Source organism: Methanobrevibacter sp. (assembly GCF_030539665.1).
Taxonomy (GTDB): domain Archaea; phylum Methanobacteriota; class Methanobacteria; order Methanobacteriales; family Methanobacteriaceae; genus Methanocatella.
The window spans coordinates 36,137-51,543 of record NZ_JAUNXR010000006.1; the positions used below are offsets into that span (position 1 = coordinate 36,137).

General features: G+C 37.5%; 14 protein-coding genes. 5 read left to right on the forward strand and 9 right to left on the reverse strand.

Annotation, left to right across the window (positions count from 1 at the left end; translation table 11 throughout):
- The first annotated feature begins 16 nt into the window (after window positions 1–16).
- The 3 genes from Q4P18_RS07920 (at window position 17) to Q4P18_RS07930 (ending at window position 1,864) form a co-directional block, all read left to right on the forward strand.
- Complete coding sequence (locus Q4P18_RS07920) at window positions 17–235, forward strand: hypothetical protein (RefSeq protein WP_303337624.1); 219 nt, start codon at window positions 17–19, stop codon at window positions 233–235.
- A gap of 63 nt (window positions 236–298) precedes the next feature.
- Window positions 299–1,039, forward strand: a complete 741-nt coding sequence (locus tag Q4P18_RS07925) for a protein-ADP-ribose hydrolase (protein ID WP_303337626.1) — start codon at window positions 299–301, stop codon at window positions 1,037–1,039.
- Complete coding sequence (locus tag Q4P18_RS07930) at window positions 1,040–1,864, forward strand: Sir2 family NAD-dependent protein deacetylase (RefSeq protein ID WP_303337628.1); 825 nt, start codon at window positions 1,040–1,042, stop codon at window positions 1,862–1,864. It abuts the gene before it with no gap.
- 43 nt (window positions 1,865–1,907) lie between these two features.
- Here Q4P18_RS07930 and Q4P18_RS07935 read toward each other — a convergent pair whose 3' ends face one another.
- A complete protein-coding gene (locus Q4P18_RS07935) occupies window positions 1,908–2,153 on the reverse strand; it encodes a DUF5654 family protein (protein ID WP_303337630.1) in 246 nt (81 codons plus the stop codon).
- A gap of 110 nt (window positions 2,154–2,263) precedes the next feature.
- Here Q4P18_RS07935 and Q4P18_RS07940 point away from each other — a divergent pair, with 110 nt between their 5' ends.
- Both Q4P18_RS07940 and Q4P18_RS07945 read left to right on the forward strand, forming a co-directional pair.
- Window positions 2,264–2,647 carry a (deoxy)nucleoside triphosphate pyrophosphohydrolase gene (locus Q4P18_RS07940; protein WP_303337632.1) on the forward strand — a complete coding sequence of 128 codons (384 nt, stop codon included), beginning with the start codon at window positions 2,264–2,266 and terminating at the stop codon, window positions 2,645–2,647.
- A gap of 9 nt (window positions 2,648–2,656) precedes the next feature.
- Window positions 2,657–5,488, forward strand: coding sequence for a DUF3427 domain-containing protein (locus tag Q4P18_RS07945; RefSeq protein ID WP_303337634.1), 2,832 nt, complete (start codon window positions 2,657–2,659; stop codon window positions 5,486–5,488).
- Between the two features lie 23 nt (window positions 5,489–5,511).
- Here the strand turns inward: Q4P18_RS07945 and Q4P18_RS07950 are convergent, their stop codons facing one another.
- The 8 genes from Q4P18_RS07950 to pglZ form a co-directional block, all read right to left on the reverse strand.
- Entirely contained in the window at window positions 5,512–7,572 is a 2,061-nt protein-coding gene (locus Q4P18_RS07950; protein ID WP_303337636.1) for a hypothetical protein, read from the reverse strand.
- A 372-nt stretch (window positions 7,573–7,944) separates the two neighbouring features.
- Complete coding sequence (locus tag Q4P18_RS07955; protein WP_303337638.1) at window positions 7,945–8,442, reverse strand: hypothetical protein; 498 nt, start codon at window positions 8,440–8,442, stop codon at window positions 7,945–7,947.
- Window positions 8,443–8,554: 112 nt separating this feature from the next.
- Window positions 8,555–8,788 (reverse strand): zinc-ribbon domain-containing protein, encoded by a 234-nt coding sequence (locus Q4P18_RS07960; RefSeq protein WP_303337640.1) that lies wholly within the window; start codon window positions 8,786–8,788, stop codon window positions 8,555–8,557.
- 3 nt (window positions 8,789–8,791) lie between these two features.
- Window positions 8,792–9,118 (reverse strand): DUF2085 domain-containing protein, encoded by a 327-nt coding sequence (locus tag Q4P18_RS07965; RefSeq protein WP_303337642.1) that lies wholly within the window; start codon window positions 9,116–9,118, stop codon window positions 8,792–8,794.
- Window positions 9,119–9,235: 117 nt separating this feature from the next.
- Entirely contained in the window at window positions 9,236–9,433 is a 198-nt protein-coding gene (locus Q4P18_RS07970) for a hypothetical protein (protein WP_303337644.1), read from the reverse strand.
- Between the two features lie 166 nt (window positions 9,434–9,599).
- Window positions 9,600–10,148 (reverse strand): hypothetical protein, encoded by a 549-nt coding sequence (locus Q4P18_RS07975; RefSeq protein WP_303337646.1) that lies wholly within the window; start codon window positions 10,146–10,148, stop codon window positions 9,600–9,602.
- A 605-nt stretch (window positions 10,149–10,753) separates the two neighbouring features.
- On the reverse strand, window positions 10,754–12,823 hold the full coding sequence (gene brxL, locus Q4P18_RS07980) for a protease Lon-related BREX system protein BrxL (RefSeq protein WP_303337649.1): 2,070 nt from the start codon (window positions 12,821–12,823) through the stop codon (window positions 10,754–10,756).
- A gap of 16 nt (window positions 12,824–12,839) precedes the next feature.
- Complete coding sequence (pglZ, locus tag Q4P18_RS07985) at window positions 12,840–15,335, reverse strand: BREX-1 system phosphatase PglZ type A (RefSeq protein WP_303337651.1); 2,496 nt, start codon at window positions 15,333–15,335, stop codon at window positions 12,840–12,842.
- Between the last annotated feature and the right edge of the window lie 72 nt (window positions 15,336–15,407).

Here is a 15,407-nt window from a genome sequence, read left to right on the forward strand (position 1 = left end):
TAAAAAAGTGATAGAAATGATAACTCCCGAAGGAACAAAAATAGTAGAAGAAATAATAAACGAAGGAAAAATAAAAGGAATTAAAGAAGGAATGAAAAAAGGAATAAAAGAAGGGAAAAGAGAAGGAAAAATAGAAACAATCAAACATTTATTAAAAATAAACGAAAAAACAGTAGCAAAAAAACTAATGAAAGAAATGAACATAGAATTGGAGGAATTAGGACCTATTGATTAATATAATTTCCAGTTACCGTTTGGATACAAAAATTATTTAAAAATTGATTCACAATTATTTTTTATGGAAAAACAACTTGATTATCTTTTAAAAGTTCTTATTGATGAGAAAGATGAAATCATTTACATACCTAATGATTTTAATTCTAAAAAGAGATTGTTAAGGGCTCTTATGAACATCAGGCCTCCAAAACCTATTGATGATGATTATCTTAAAATCCAGGATCTATTTTTACAATCCCAAAATCAGGTTGCAGATACTGATTTTAAAAGTGGGCTTAACGTGTGGCAGGGAGACATCACTACTTTAAATGTTGATGCAATTGTTAATGCTGCCAATTCCAAGCTTTTGGGATGTTTTCATCCGTTGCACAACTGCATCGACAACATCATCCATTCAAAGGCCGGAGTTCAGCTTAGAGAAGAGTGCAATGAGATAATGATCAGACAAGGCTTTGATGAGCATGTGGGTGATGCCAAGATTACCAAAGCATACAATCTCCCTTCAAAATATGTCATTCATACCGTAGGTCCTGCTATCAGCCCAAACAGACTGCCTACACAAGAGGAATGTAAACAATTGGCCAGCTGTTATAGGAGTTGTCTTAATCTGGCTGATGAGCACAATCTTGATTCAATTGCTTTTTGCTGTATTTCCACTGGTGTTTTTAACTTTCCCCAAAAAAAGGCAGCTGAAATCGCTGTTGAAACAGTCAAAAACACCCCTCATAATGTTGACAAGGTTATTTTTGACACATTTCTCGATTCTGATTTTTTGATTTACAACAATCTTCTAGGTGATTAGATGGATAGGATTGAAAAGGCAAGGGATGCAATTGAAAACGCCGACTATGTTCTAATCGGAGGGGGTGCCGGTCTTTCTGCTGCTGCAGGCATTGATTATGGCGGGGACAGGTTCAGAAAACTTTTCAGTGACTATATAGAGAAATATGATATTAAAGACATGTATTCTGCCACATTCTATCCCTTTAAAACTCCAGAGGAGAAATGGGGCTATCTTTCCCGCCATGTATATGAAAACAGATACAATGTTGGAAAAACCGAAGTTTATCAGGAACTATTTGATCTTGTTAGGGACAAGGACTACTTCGTCATTACAACAAACGTCGACAAGCAGTTCCATTATGGTGGATTTGACAGTAAAAGAATCTTTGAAGTTCAGGGTGACTATGGTAAGTTCCAGTGCAGTGTTGGATGCCATGACAGGCTGTATGACAATGAAGCCCAGATTATTGAAATGGTTGAAAGCTGCAGGGAATGCCGGATTCCCTCATCAATGGTTCCCAAATGTCTTATCTGTGGCGAGGAAATGGATCTTAACATTAGAAAGAACAGCTATTTTGTTGAGGATGAAAGCTGGAAGATTCAGAGCAATAACTATAGGGATTTCCTGAATAAGATCAATAATGAAAAAACAGCCCTTCTTGAACTTGGAGTGGGATACAACACCCCAACAATAATAAGATTTCCCTTTGAGCAGATTACATACGGCAATGAAAATGCTACACTTATAAGGTTCAACAGGGACTATCCTGAAGCCATTGAAGAAAATAAGAACAAGACAATAAGTTTCAGCGAAGATATAAAAAAATTAATTTGTAAAATATAAAAAAATAGATAAGGTGTTTGAAATTAATATCTATTTTCCACACCTATTCATCTATTTCAATTCCAGCTTTTGCAATGAGTCTTCCAATGATTAAGGTTGCAATTACTGCGATTATAGTTACTATGATTGCGTATATTAATAAACTCCATACAGCGTCTCCAGCTGGAAGGAATTGTTCAATAATAGCTTGTATAGCTCCATTCCATGCAGCACCTGCTACAAATGCAAAAGCAGTGGTCATTAAAACAGACATTGTTTTCAACATCTCTTTATGGACTGATTCTGCCATTTTTCTACCTCCTACTATATCGATAACAATAATATAAACTGTTATCCCTTATAAATGTATCTATTTTTGTTTAGAAAATTTTAAAAGATCGAACAAATATATAAAATTTTATGAAAACTGTAAATGTTGTTGCAGCAATCATCAGAAAAGGTGAAAAGATTTTAGCTACCAAGAGAGGTTATGGTGAGTTTGAGAATTTATGGGAGTTTCCGGGAGGCAAAATAGAGGAAAACGAAACACCTGAAGAAGCTCTTAAAAGGGAAATAATGGAAGAGCTGAACGCCTCCATTGAAATTGAAAAGTTTCTCATAAACATCAGTTATGACTATCCTGATTTTCATCTGAACATGGACTGCTATCTCTGTGAGCTTAAAGGTCCCATATCACTTCTTGAACATAAGGACGCATGCTGGATTGGAAAGGATGAGTTTGAGACTCTTGACTGGATTCCTGCAGACATTGAAATTCTAGAAGTCCTTGAAAATGAACTGTAGGTGTTTTCCATGAGCATTGAATATAATTCAAACAAGAACAGAATCAGAAGATATGTTGAGGGGGATTATGATTATGACTCCTTTCGCCCATCCTTTCTTTTCAATGATTCCGAGAAGGGATCAAAGGTTCTCTCACCGATAAAGGAGAATCTGAGCAGGTGCGATGAGTTCTGCATTTCCGTTGCATTCATCACTGAAAGCGGAATCACCCCTTTGCTTCAGGTGCTGAAGGAGCTGGAGGCAAGAGAAGTTCCCGGAAAGATTTTAACAACTGACTATCTGGCCTTTTCACAGCCAAAGGCACTTGAGAAGCTGGACGGCCTTTCAAACATTGAGGTCAGAATGTTTACCGTAGGAAAGGACAATCCTGGACTTCACACCAAAGGGTATCTTTTCAGGGAGGACGGAGATTATAGGATAATTATCGGAAGCTCAAACCTTACCCAGAACGCACTTACAGTAAACAAGGAGTGGAATCTTGGATTTACCACCTTTGAGGATGATGATTTGAGCCAGGAGATAGTTGAGGAGTTCAACAATCTTTGGAGCAGGTCTGTGCCTCTTGAGGATTGCATTGCAGATTACAGTGACCTTTATCAGAAAAGAAGAATCATCCTAAATGAAACATCACGGCCAAGCTACAGAAGAGAAACACTTGAACCCAATTCCATGCAGAAGGCATTTATCGGAAACCTGGAAGACATCTATGCTCGCGGTGGCAGAAGGGCATTGCTCATTTCTGCTACCGGTACCGGTAAGACCTATGCTGCTGCATTTGCCCTTCGTGAGAAATATCCAAAGCGTGCACTGTTTCTGGTTCACAGGGAGCAGATTGCAATACAGGCACTTAATACCTTCAGGAACGTTTTTGGAAATGAAAGAACCATGTGCCTCCTTTCCGGGAACTCAAAGGACTGTGACGGCGACTTCATCTTTGCAACCATCCAGACAATGTCTAAGGAATACGTATACAGGGAATTCGACCCTGAGGAGTTCGACTACATCGTCATTGACGAGGTCCACAGGGCAGGTGCCAGAAGCTATCAGAAGATAATGGACTACTTCAAGCCGAAGTTTTATCTTGGTATGAGCGCTTCCCCCGACCGTATGGATGGCTTTGACATTTATGAGCTATTCGACCACAACATTGCCTATGAGATAAGGCTCAAGCAGGCCCTTGAAGAGAATCTCTTATGCCCATTCCATTATTTCGGAGTAACAGACATTTATGTTGATGATGTAGAGGTCAAGTTTCAAAATCTGATAAGCTCCAAGAGAGTAAATTACATTATGGAGAAGTGCAGATATTTCGGATACTCGGGAAGCCGGGTCAAGGGACTGATGTTCTGCTCAAACAAGAAAGAGGCCTGCCAGCTCTCCGCAATGCTGAACGAACATGGCCTGAAGACCATCTGTCTCACCGGCGAGAACACCCAGAAAGAAAGGGAAGATGCGATTGAACGCCTGGTCAGCGACGAAAGGCTGGACTACCTTGACTACATCCTAACCATAGACATATTCAACGAGGGAGTGGACATTCCCGAAATCAACCAGATAGTTCTTTTAAGGGAAACCCAGTCCCCGATAATCTTCATACAGCAGCTGGGAAGAGGACTGAGGAAAATGGACAGCAAGGAATACCTTGTTGTAGTGGACTTCATCGGCAACTACAAAAACAACTTCATGATACCGATAGCCCTTTCCGGAGACAGGACCCACAACAAGGACAACCTGAGAAAATACGTAATGGAAGGAACCAACGTGATTCCAGGAAACTCAACGATAAGCTTTGACAGGATTGCAAAGGAAAAAATCTTCAAGTCAATAGACGACACCAACCTCTCCACAATAGCAATCATCAGGGAGAAGTACGGAAACCTGAAATACAAACTGGGAAGGATTCCCTCCCTGGTTGAGTTCTACCATCTTGGAGACATAGACCCGATCCTAATAATCGAAAACAAGAGCCTTGGAAGCTACTGCAGGTTCCTGGAAAAGTATGAGAAGGACCTTAAAGTGAATTTCAGCAAAAGGAAAATGAATACTCTGGAATTCGTATCAAGAAACCTGGCAAACGGGAAAAGACCCCATGAACTGCTGATATTGAAGGAGATTATGGACATGGGAGAAATCGATGTTGAAATTCTTGAAAGAGTCCTGGAAGAGGATTACCACATAATAAATGATCTGGACTCCATAAGAAGTGCAATCAATGTCCTGAAACTGGAATTCAATCCAAAAGATAAAAACAAATATGACATTGAACTTTTAGATGGAATGGGAATCTCCGAAAGCTTTAGGGAAGACCTTGAAGATGAAGACTTCAGAATGTTTATGGATGACCTGATTGAATATTCCCTACTGAAATACCTGGACAAGTACATCAACAGATACCATGACACCAACCTTGTGCTCTATGAGAAATACTCACGTTCCGACGTCTGCAGACTCCTGAACTGGGACAGGGACGAGTCAAGCACAATGTACGGATACAAAATCAAGCACGGAACCTGTCCGATTTTCGTCACCTACGAGAAAGGCAAAGACAACATCGACTACAATGACCACTTCATAAGCCAGGAAATGTTCAACTGGATGACCAGAAGCCCACGTACACTGGAAAGTCCAGAGCTGCAGCCCATTGTCAATTATGACGAGAATGATTTGAGCATTCACCTCTTCGTCAAAAAGTCAGACGGCGAAGGCTTTGACTTCTACTACCTTGGAGAGGCAGTTCCCGTTGAAGGAACAGACACTGAGATGAATGGAAAGCCAATCGTGAACTTCAAGCTAAAATTGGATAATCTGGTAAGGTATGACATCTATTCCTATTTCGAATAAGAAGGGAAAGTTTGTATTTCCCCTTAGCATGCCATTGCGTCAGGTGCATCGCATAATGCAATGTCGATTGCAGGGAACTTGTTGGTGATGTGGAGCCTGTTCCAGTATGGAATGTCATCGTTGTGCCTTTTGAGGAAGGCCATCAATTCCCTGTCGCTTCTTTTCTCACTTTTCATGAACTCTGCTGCAGGCCCTATGTATACTAGATCCAATTGATCTGCAAAATCCCTTGCTTCGCCAACACTGTACTGTCCTTTGCTGTATTCCCCATATACATCATCCAATGTCAATTTTACCATTTTTGCAGCTTGCTTCAGGCTCTTGTTGTTGTACTTTACTTCATTCAGTATTTTTCTTCTCTTATATCTTCTTCTTTCCGCATTTATGAATTCCTTGTTTGCCTCATATTCTGTTTTTGAAAGCTCTGCCATTTTCAATGCCTTGCTTGTTCTTGATTTGGTCGAATATTCTATGAACTTGAATATCTTGACGTCAATGTATCTTGCACGGTATTCTTCGTTACGGGAAAGTGCATGTTTCAGGAGCTTCTGGTTAAGAAGTGTGTTTTTGAGTGCCTTTTTCTCATTGTTTTTGGAAAGTGACTTTAGGAATCTGTTGAACTGATCCGGAAGGATGTTTTGGGTGTAGAATTCAAGGATTTGGCTTTCCTCTTCCTGGCGATAGGCTTCTATCAGTGTGTTTGTGAATTCCTTTTCCTTGATGTTTGATATTTTCAATGCTGATTCCAGGCTGCCGTTTTTCTTAAGCTCCTTCAGGAGTATTTCGTATCTTATCATGTTTATTGAATCGGCGAATTCCCTGTTGTTTTTCCAGTTTTCCACAAGCTCCAAAGGTATATGAGATTCCTCGGCAGCTTCCTGTGCTGACATTCCCTTTCTTCTGCAGTGAAGGTACTTTTTCCTCAATATCTGGTTGAGCCTTAGGTAGAAGTCGTCATATGCCTTTTTGACAAATGCTTCCCTTAGCTGCTCTTCGGTCAGCCTTGATTCCTTGAATGCCTTTTTAACATTGTATTTTTCTGTGAGCACGAGGAATTTCTCCTTTCTCTTTTCCACAACTGCATTGTATTTTCTTCTGAAGTCGGGGTCTTTATCCAAGTAGCCATTTACATCCTCCCAGGTTAGATGGTTGACTTTCATCGCATGGTCATATGACCTTCCGCTGTTGATGTTGTTCAGGTATTGCTGTTTCCTGTTTTCCTCAACGGAATTTTGAATTTTCTTGTCATTGTCAAGCTCATCATACATACAATCATCAATGAAGAGTTGGCTTTTGATTGTATCCCTTGATTTCCTGAGTTTCTTGAGCTTTAGAAATTCGGTTTTGATGTCTTCCCTTACATCTGAGAAGGCCTCGGTGTTATTTAAATGGTGCTGGAACTCCTCCGGCGTAAGAATTCCAGAATCGATTATGGTTTTGATGTCCCTGTGGCCGTATTGCTCAAGGAACTGTGAGGCGGAATCGTTGGAAATTATGCCGTAGAACTCAACGAAAGGCTCCTCCCCATTTTTACCCATGGTGTATTCCTCACTCTCCCTGATTTCTGCCAATGAGATCCTGCCGTTGGAATAGGCATAGACCATCTCCTCGATTCTGAAGTAGGAGTTCATCTTTTCATGATATTCTGTAATATTGTCCTTGTTGAACCTGTAAATCCTGCTGATTGCCCGGATCAGGTTCTGGTCCTGAAGCTCCCTTAGAAGCTGGTTTGCTGTTCCCTTGTCAAAGCCCAGCCTGATTAGGTCGTCCCTTTTGAAGGACCCTTCATAGCCCCTGTCGTTGATGAGTGTCTTTAGGTTGTGGTACTGCTCCATCTCCCAGTTGCATTGGCTGCAGAATATTGAGTCCTTGCTTGTCTTCCTTCCGCAGATTGCGCATGTCTCTATTGACAGCTCCTTTTTTGCCATGTCTTTCGGATGGATGTATGTAGGTCTTGTTGCCTTTTCATTGTAGAAGAGCTGATAATATCTGAATGAAGCGTTGAAAAGATACTTGTGCATCTGAATTGCCCTAAGCTTGTTGCCGTTAAGGTAGTTTTCTGCATCGGGAATCCTTCCGTGCATTGAGTTTCTTCTCTTGGCGGCATTGAGAAGGTCTGATTTAAGCCCATCGTCGATTGTCCCCGTAACTGAGAGGAATCTTATTTTTTCCGATACCTTCTCGTGATCGTCATAGTCAAAATCCATCCTGTCGTAGATATCTATTAGGAGATTGTCCAGAAAGGCAGTCCCTTCACAGAGAACCGCTGAAGGGGCTGTAAATACCTGATTTTCTATGCTTTTTCCCAGCTTGTATAGAACCTCGTTGACATTTTTTAAAAAACCGAAATTAGTACACATTTTATACACCATTAATATATATTTTATTTTTTGAAGTATATAAATATTATTGTTATATTGTGTCTAAATTATTTTTAAAAAAAATAATGGGAAAACCTATAATCTCCCCATACCAAATTTCTGAAGCTCTTCCCTGCCTATCCTTCCGGAAAACGCATCCCCTATGAAGTCCTTGAAGATGCCACTTTCCCTATTTGGAGTGCATTGGTACTTGATGGAATATTGCTCCCATTTTTCCGCAATGCCCAAAAGATATAGCAATAAAGGCCGGTAATCCTTTTGGTTTCCTTTGTCTTCAGTATAATAATATGTAGCCATTCCAATAACCCTGTAGAAGTAAGGGCCAATCCTTGACATGATTGTGTTTAGCTGTTCAATCAGCCATTGGATCTCCTCTGCATGAGGTGTTACAATGATATAGTCTGTAGGGTGGCTTGATTTTCTGTTCTTATCAGCAGTTATTATTACATTTGCCCCTCCCCATTCATGGAATGTAGGATTTACGTTGTTGCTTTCAATCTGTTCCTTGAGGAATCTAACCTTTTCCTCAAATAATATGCTGTTGAGTTTCAATCTTTTCAGTTTCTGGTCCACGTGTTTCAATTCCGTTTTGATTTCGGTAATTTATAGGAACACATAATTTCTTTAAAAATAGTTTGTCAGGTATTATAAAATGAAAAAAGTTAGAATAAAAAAAGGATTGAATCTAAACGCCTAATGTTCCAACAATCCAAAGAATAATTAAGGACAGGCAGCAGCACCCAATATAGATCCACTTCTTGCTACCGTCATTGGAATTCTGACTGGTCTGCTGTGTGTTTACGGTTTCATCCACTGTTGTCTTGTAGGTTGTTTTTCTCTCGATTTTAAGCTTGGATCCGCATTTTCTGCAAAACCTTGCATCGTCTAGATTTTCAGCTCCGCAATTAGGACAATACATTTTCTATAAGACTCCCATGATTATTGTTTTGGTTAAGGCGGAAAAACAAAGAACACCAATTCCACCAATGAACCCTGTAAAAAGCCTAAGGTAGTTGTTGCTTTCTCTCAATCGGAAAAGCTGTGTTGTTCCGTCAACGGCCATGGGAGCTATTAAGATAATTCCCAAAATCAGCAATGCCTGGAAATCCAGTCTCAGCATCCTCAATAGCGGTACTGTTACAATGCTTAAGTATACTCCAGTGCATCGGGCGCAGACAGGAAACTGATGTCCCCTCCAGAAGAAGCTCCTTTCAGGCAGCCTATGGCATATGAAATATTTGGTGTCCATGATAATTCCAACTATTTACACATAGTATGTACAATGTTGTTTATATATTTAACTAAAAATTGGTTTACGGGAAATTCCTTTCTAAAAATAGTGATTTTGATTGTGTGAAAGGTAATTTTAGGAAAATAATGAATTAATGAATTCAGAATTTATAAAAAAAGAATCATTAGGAGTATCAATGCCTTCACCCACAAATGGGTAAAATGCCTTATCGTAATCATATGACCCTACCCCAACATTGAAGCCATCCTTACACTGACTAGCAAAGAATCTGCCGCCAACATCAAAATAAAAATCATACAACTTATAGTTCATAATTTCATTTTTCCTAATATATGTTTGTCTAGCCAAAACATGAAAAGTTGCCTAGACAAATAATACATTATATATTACTTATTAATGAAGTTTATGCATTGTTTCCCAATTCCAAAAAGACATTGATCCTTTTCATATGGGTCAAAAATTAAAAAATAAAAGGAAGTCATTTGATTTCCTTGACAAAGAAATATTCACCTTCCTTCTCCTTTTCCCTAATCACATCCAACACCTCCCTTTCCAGCACCTCCATGTCTATGGAGTCGTCTATGGGAAAAAGGCAGTCGTCACCTATGGTGATTGAAACTCCCCTGAAGCTTGTCTGGGTCTTGAAGATGTTCTTGAGGTTGTATATGATGTTGTCGAAGATTGCCGCCGCCAGCTCCGGAGACTCATACTTCCTGTCAATGGCGAAGTGGCTGATTTCAGCCAGAGGGATTTCATTGGCCTCGGGAATGTCCGGAAGTGTCTTCCTTATTTCCTCATAGTCCTCTTCAGGAATGCCCTCAAAATAGACCCTGATTGAGAAATAGGCAATGAGCTCGGCGTTGCAGATGACGAGATGTGTGACCCTGTCGGTCAGCTTCTGATCCTCAAGAGCCTGCCTCCTTAGGTATCTGTTAAGCTTTCTGCTGCCACACTTGAAGTCTGAAAGATTGTGGTAAGGTCGCAAGATTTCAAATCTTAAATTTTCAATAATGTAATCTGTGTTCATAATGATTAGTTATAGCTTAAAGCTTATTAAACTTGTTATTTTAAGCTATAACAATTTTTTAGAGTGAATTTAATATTATTGAGTTAGGACACTAGTTTAAAGTGAGAGCAATTTTGTTAAACCTCAATAGGTGGTCTGATAGATCCTGATGCCGTCGGGCCTTACGGTATAGGGAACTCCAGTCTCCTCATCAACACCTTTGCCGACAACCTCCTCATAGCGCTGTGACTGCTCACACCAGACATAATGACTGGAGGTCTTCTGGGCAGGGTGCTCTGATACCACTTCTTCGGTAACATTCCTGATTTCAGATATGTTTTCGACTGTAACGTTTTGGACAGGTTCATGACTGTTGCTGTTGATTGCAATGATTTAGGCCGCAACGGCACATGCAACAACAACAATTTCCACCGCAATTAGAATAAGCTTTCTGTTGTTCATGACAATATGTTGGTTTTTGTTTGTTTTTAGATGTAGCTTACTTAATCTTTTGAAAATGAATTCGGTTAAAAGATTGATTAGATTAAAATAATCTTTGATAATTTTAATGGTTAAAGATAGAAATAGTTGTTTAATGGATTGGAAAATAAAATAAAATTAAGGGATCAAGCCAATCCCAAAGCCTTCATAACCGCCTTTTCAGGAGTCTCATAAAATATGATATCCAGCTTGCTTAGAACCTCAGGAGGAACAGTTGACAAGTCAACACTAGATGACATCGGAATCAGAACCTTTGTAGCCCCACTATCAACACTTATCTGCATCAGGTCAGAAAGATTTTCAATCCTATTAATAACTCCCCCTAAACTCATATCTCCCAATATGACAGTACTTGGTGTAATAGGCTTATTTAATGCAACAGAGCACAATGCAATAAATGTAGCTAAAGACAAATGATTAGTCATTCCAATTCCGTTTAAATCATGAACCTGCATCAGATAATCATGGAATTTTGTGTTAATACTGCCACTTATTCCTTGAGCGTTAGCCTTAAGATAATTGAATGCATTGTTAACAGATTCCTTTGGATCCTTTTTAGTTCCCAAACCAGTTGCAGTAAACTTACCACTTCCATTCATCATCTTGGCTTCCAATTTATAAACACCAATATTTCCAGAAGGAGACCTATTAATTGTATAAACATATCCAGGATTTATTAAACCCTCAGGGATTAATTTGCCCCCACCTTGCTCTGGAACTGTTACAAATTCCTCCATTGAAGTATCCTTATCAATATATGAAAGATTTACATCATGGAATTCCATGCCCCCAATTTTTTTAAGTTGTTCCTTAACCCTTCTTCTTAATTCAATAGCAAATCTGAGAATTTCCTCAACATCCCCCTTGCTGTATTCCCCATGAGGATAAAGAATCTTAATCAAACCAGAAACAGTTTTACGAACAGCAATTGTATCCCTTTGATTGAAATTATTTCCTAAAGTAAAATATTCATCAAAAGCATTGGAATAATTCCTTTTTCGCATTTCCCTGAAGAATTCTGCAAGATAGTCAGTAATCAATCCGAAGTTTTTTGTGAAGAATTCTGGTCTATACTTTGGTATTTCCCATCCTGGAATATATGAATGCATCCTATCGAAAAATGCTGAGTCATTACCCATTTCTGGAGGGAATGGTGCAAATAGATTAGATGTCTTAAGCAGAAAATCAACACTTTGGTTGATATTTCCTACAAAAACCATAGAGGCCTGTGCGTGCTTTTCATCCCTTCCTCTTGAAAATGAACCTGAAGCCATATAATCCTTCATGATTGCGATTCCATCGTTATCCTTGAATTTTATTCCAGCTACCTCATCAAAAGCAACACAATCCCACATTCCAACCAAACCTATCTCCTTGGTTCTCATGTTGTAGAACAGATTGGCCACAGTAGTTTGACCACCTGAAACCAAAAGACTGTTTGGTGAAATTTCCTTATAGATATGAGATTTACCAGTCCCACGAGGTCCCAATTCACATAAATTATAGTTATTTTCAACCAATGGAATCAGACGAGCAAGCATCAGCCACTTAACACGTTCATCCAACATGTCAGGCTCCATACCAGTACTTCTTAAAATAACATCAATCCATTCGTTTTTGGTAAAGTTGCGTCTGGCAGTAAGGATTTCATCCAAATCCAAATAAGGCATTTGAATAGGAGTCAATCGAAGAATTTTAAGAGGAAGTGAACTTTTATTAGCATCATCATGCTCATATTCAAATTCAATCATACACCAAATATTCCCACCCAATAGCCTTTCGTATTTTTCAGCATATTCATCAGCTATTGGAATTTTATCAACTCCTAAATTAGAGAATGATGCGTAAAACTGGTCAAAGCGTATATCCAAATGTACCTGAACCTTGTCAATGATTGAATAAGAACCCCTATCCCTCAATTTGGAAAGAATTAATTGTGATTCATCAGGCCTTACAAAATTATTGGCCAAAATGTTTTTAACGTTATTAACGCCCTCTTCAATCAATTCATCATCTGAGGAACAATACTGACCCAATAAATACTCCAAAACATAGACCGGAACGTTAGCTCCTTCCTTAATCTGCTGTGTCAAATCCTTTCTAACGATTCTTCCATCAAAATAATGTTTAAGTTTTTCATCTAAATTTACATTATCTTCATTTTCTTCTAAAACCTGCATTTCTTGATTTTCCATTATTTACACCCTCTTTTTAGAAAAATGAATCAACCTGGAAAGCAATGTCAATTTCAAATTCAATCCTATCAAGAATAACTCCATCCTTCGCATCTTTTATTACCAGATAATATTTATTATCCTTTGAATATTTAGTTTTCTGCAATCTGAATCTTTCTTTAAATTCTCTATCCTCTGCATATTCACTGTTAACATCAGCCACAATAGGAACTATATTTGATATTACATTATTGTCCTCATCTACAAAGTAAATATCTGCATCTAACGGTAAAACCTTATTGGAAACGTTTTCATCCTGATAGAATGTCAGCATCGTATCATAGTTTGTTATTTTATTTCTGTTGGAAATAAGTTTCAGATTAACTGTATTTTGATGTTTTGCACCTTTTTTAGCTTTTACTTCAACTAGGGGAATTATGCATTCCTCAAGACTGGCACCACCATGAACATAATTAAGTCCTGAACCTGGTGCCTTAAATAGATCAACACCCTTAGGAGTTGTTACATATAAATTGGGATTGTTGATGTAATCCAAACTTAAACAGATTGTTCCATCAATATCCGTTGGTTCATCGGTTAAAATAAACCTTCTATTTTTAATGATGGTTGGAATGTTGTCCAAATTAACCTTATCATACTCTTCCAATTTATTCTTTTTGTAAATAAATCCATGGTCGGCAGTAATATAAAATTTTGAAATGTTTATGCTGTTTCTTAGTTTTTTAATCATATTAATGATTTCATCGATTGCTTCCTGAGCAGCATTGAAAACCTCGTTTTCAGTTGCGGAGTGATCGCCGCGAGCATCAATTTGGTCATGATAAAGATAAATAAGTTCATACCCATTCAATATTTCCTTCATTTCCTTTGAAGTCAAAGATTTAATATCATCGTATTTGCAAGCTATTGCGTTTTTGTAATAGGATTTCAGTTGTCTGTTTCTCTGCTCCAGACTTCTAGCCTCGTTCCCATCAACCAGTATTTTAGAACCCTCATACTTCAATTCCCTGTGAGGAAGCAATGCTGACATCCCCAATGATGTGTATGATGGAATTGTTGAAATCATCGGCTGTATAGATGTTGTTCTTGTTGGATCCTTGTTTAATTCATCAACAAGTTCTACTGCACACCCATACCTGAATGCATCGGAAATAATTACTGCTGTCTTTTGATTGATGTTATGAAGAATATTGCTGAATTTCCATTGCTTCTTGATTTTTAAATCAGACAAGGAATCTAGTTTAGCCAATTCACTTGTAAATGCAGGATTGATTTTATCTAAAAATTCAATATAGATATTTTCAATCAATTGAGTTAAATTGTTTAAATTCTCGAAATCATCAATATTGGTTATTTTATCATAGAAATAATAGAATTTACGATAGGATTTATCAATGAAGGCCCATTTATCAGTAAAGCCCTTTATGATATCATCTATATTGTCATAAATGAAATCTTTCTTAAACTCATTGATAAGGCCTAAAAATGAATTAGCCCAATAAATAATAGAATAATGATTTTTAAATTCATTATAGAAATGTTTTCTTGCCCTTTCTTCTAAAATGGAATAGTCAAATGAATCATGAGTGTCATACAATAGATTAATATAATAATTGATTATTTTCTCATCAAATAAGCGGAAAGTGTCACATTCTACATATGAGTCAACCAAATGATTTTTTATTGAATTTTTTAAGTTGATCTTATTTGCAACACCTTCTGAAATCTCAGAATACCTATCATAATAATTGCTGTTTGAAATGAATTTCTCGACAAATACGGAAGCATTATTATTGTTTTCAATCACATATTCATTCCATAATTTAGGGATTTTGCCGTTAAATGAATCTTCAGTATAATTTAAAAGTAAAAATATTGATAAATTAATCAAACTAGGATTGTCCATCTTAAATCCATAATTTATAGCCATCAAATTCCAGAATTCATCTAAAATTTCATATTTATTAAACTCGTTGATATACTCCTTAATGTTTTCATTGATTAAAATTTCAAGAAGGATATTATCCAATTCTAATGTTTTTTGTGAAGTTAAACTTGCTAAAATTCCTTTAATAATATTATTTTCGGTGAAGTTTTCAATGTTTAGATTATTGAACTTTTCTCTTCTGGATTTAGCGTTGAAGAATTTCTTAAATTTTGAAACAACAGGCTTCAAATCAAATGGGATGCCTAATTCCTTGCATATCTCTTCGATAGGGTCAGCTGAAAAGCTACTTGCATAATGAACCATGTCCGCAATATAGTTATTCTCATCAGAAGGCCTTGGAAAAGGAGCGTAAACTAAAAAATTCCGATTAGGATTTTCATGTTCAATGAAAAATTTGGTAAAAATTGAGTTGTCATTAGTAAGTAAATGCAATTCGGCATTTTCAAGATTAATACTGGTTATATCATCCTCAAAATCACCGTCATCATCATACCACACAACAATTTTTCTATCCTCTCCACTGTTATTAAAAATTTTATTAATGTTGTTTTCAACTTCACTCAAATTCATAACAAAATATATATTTTTTATTATCTTTATAATTTTGTTTTGAGCATTGAAATCAAGGTTTATTTC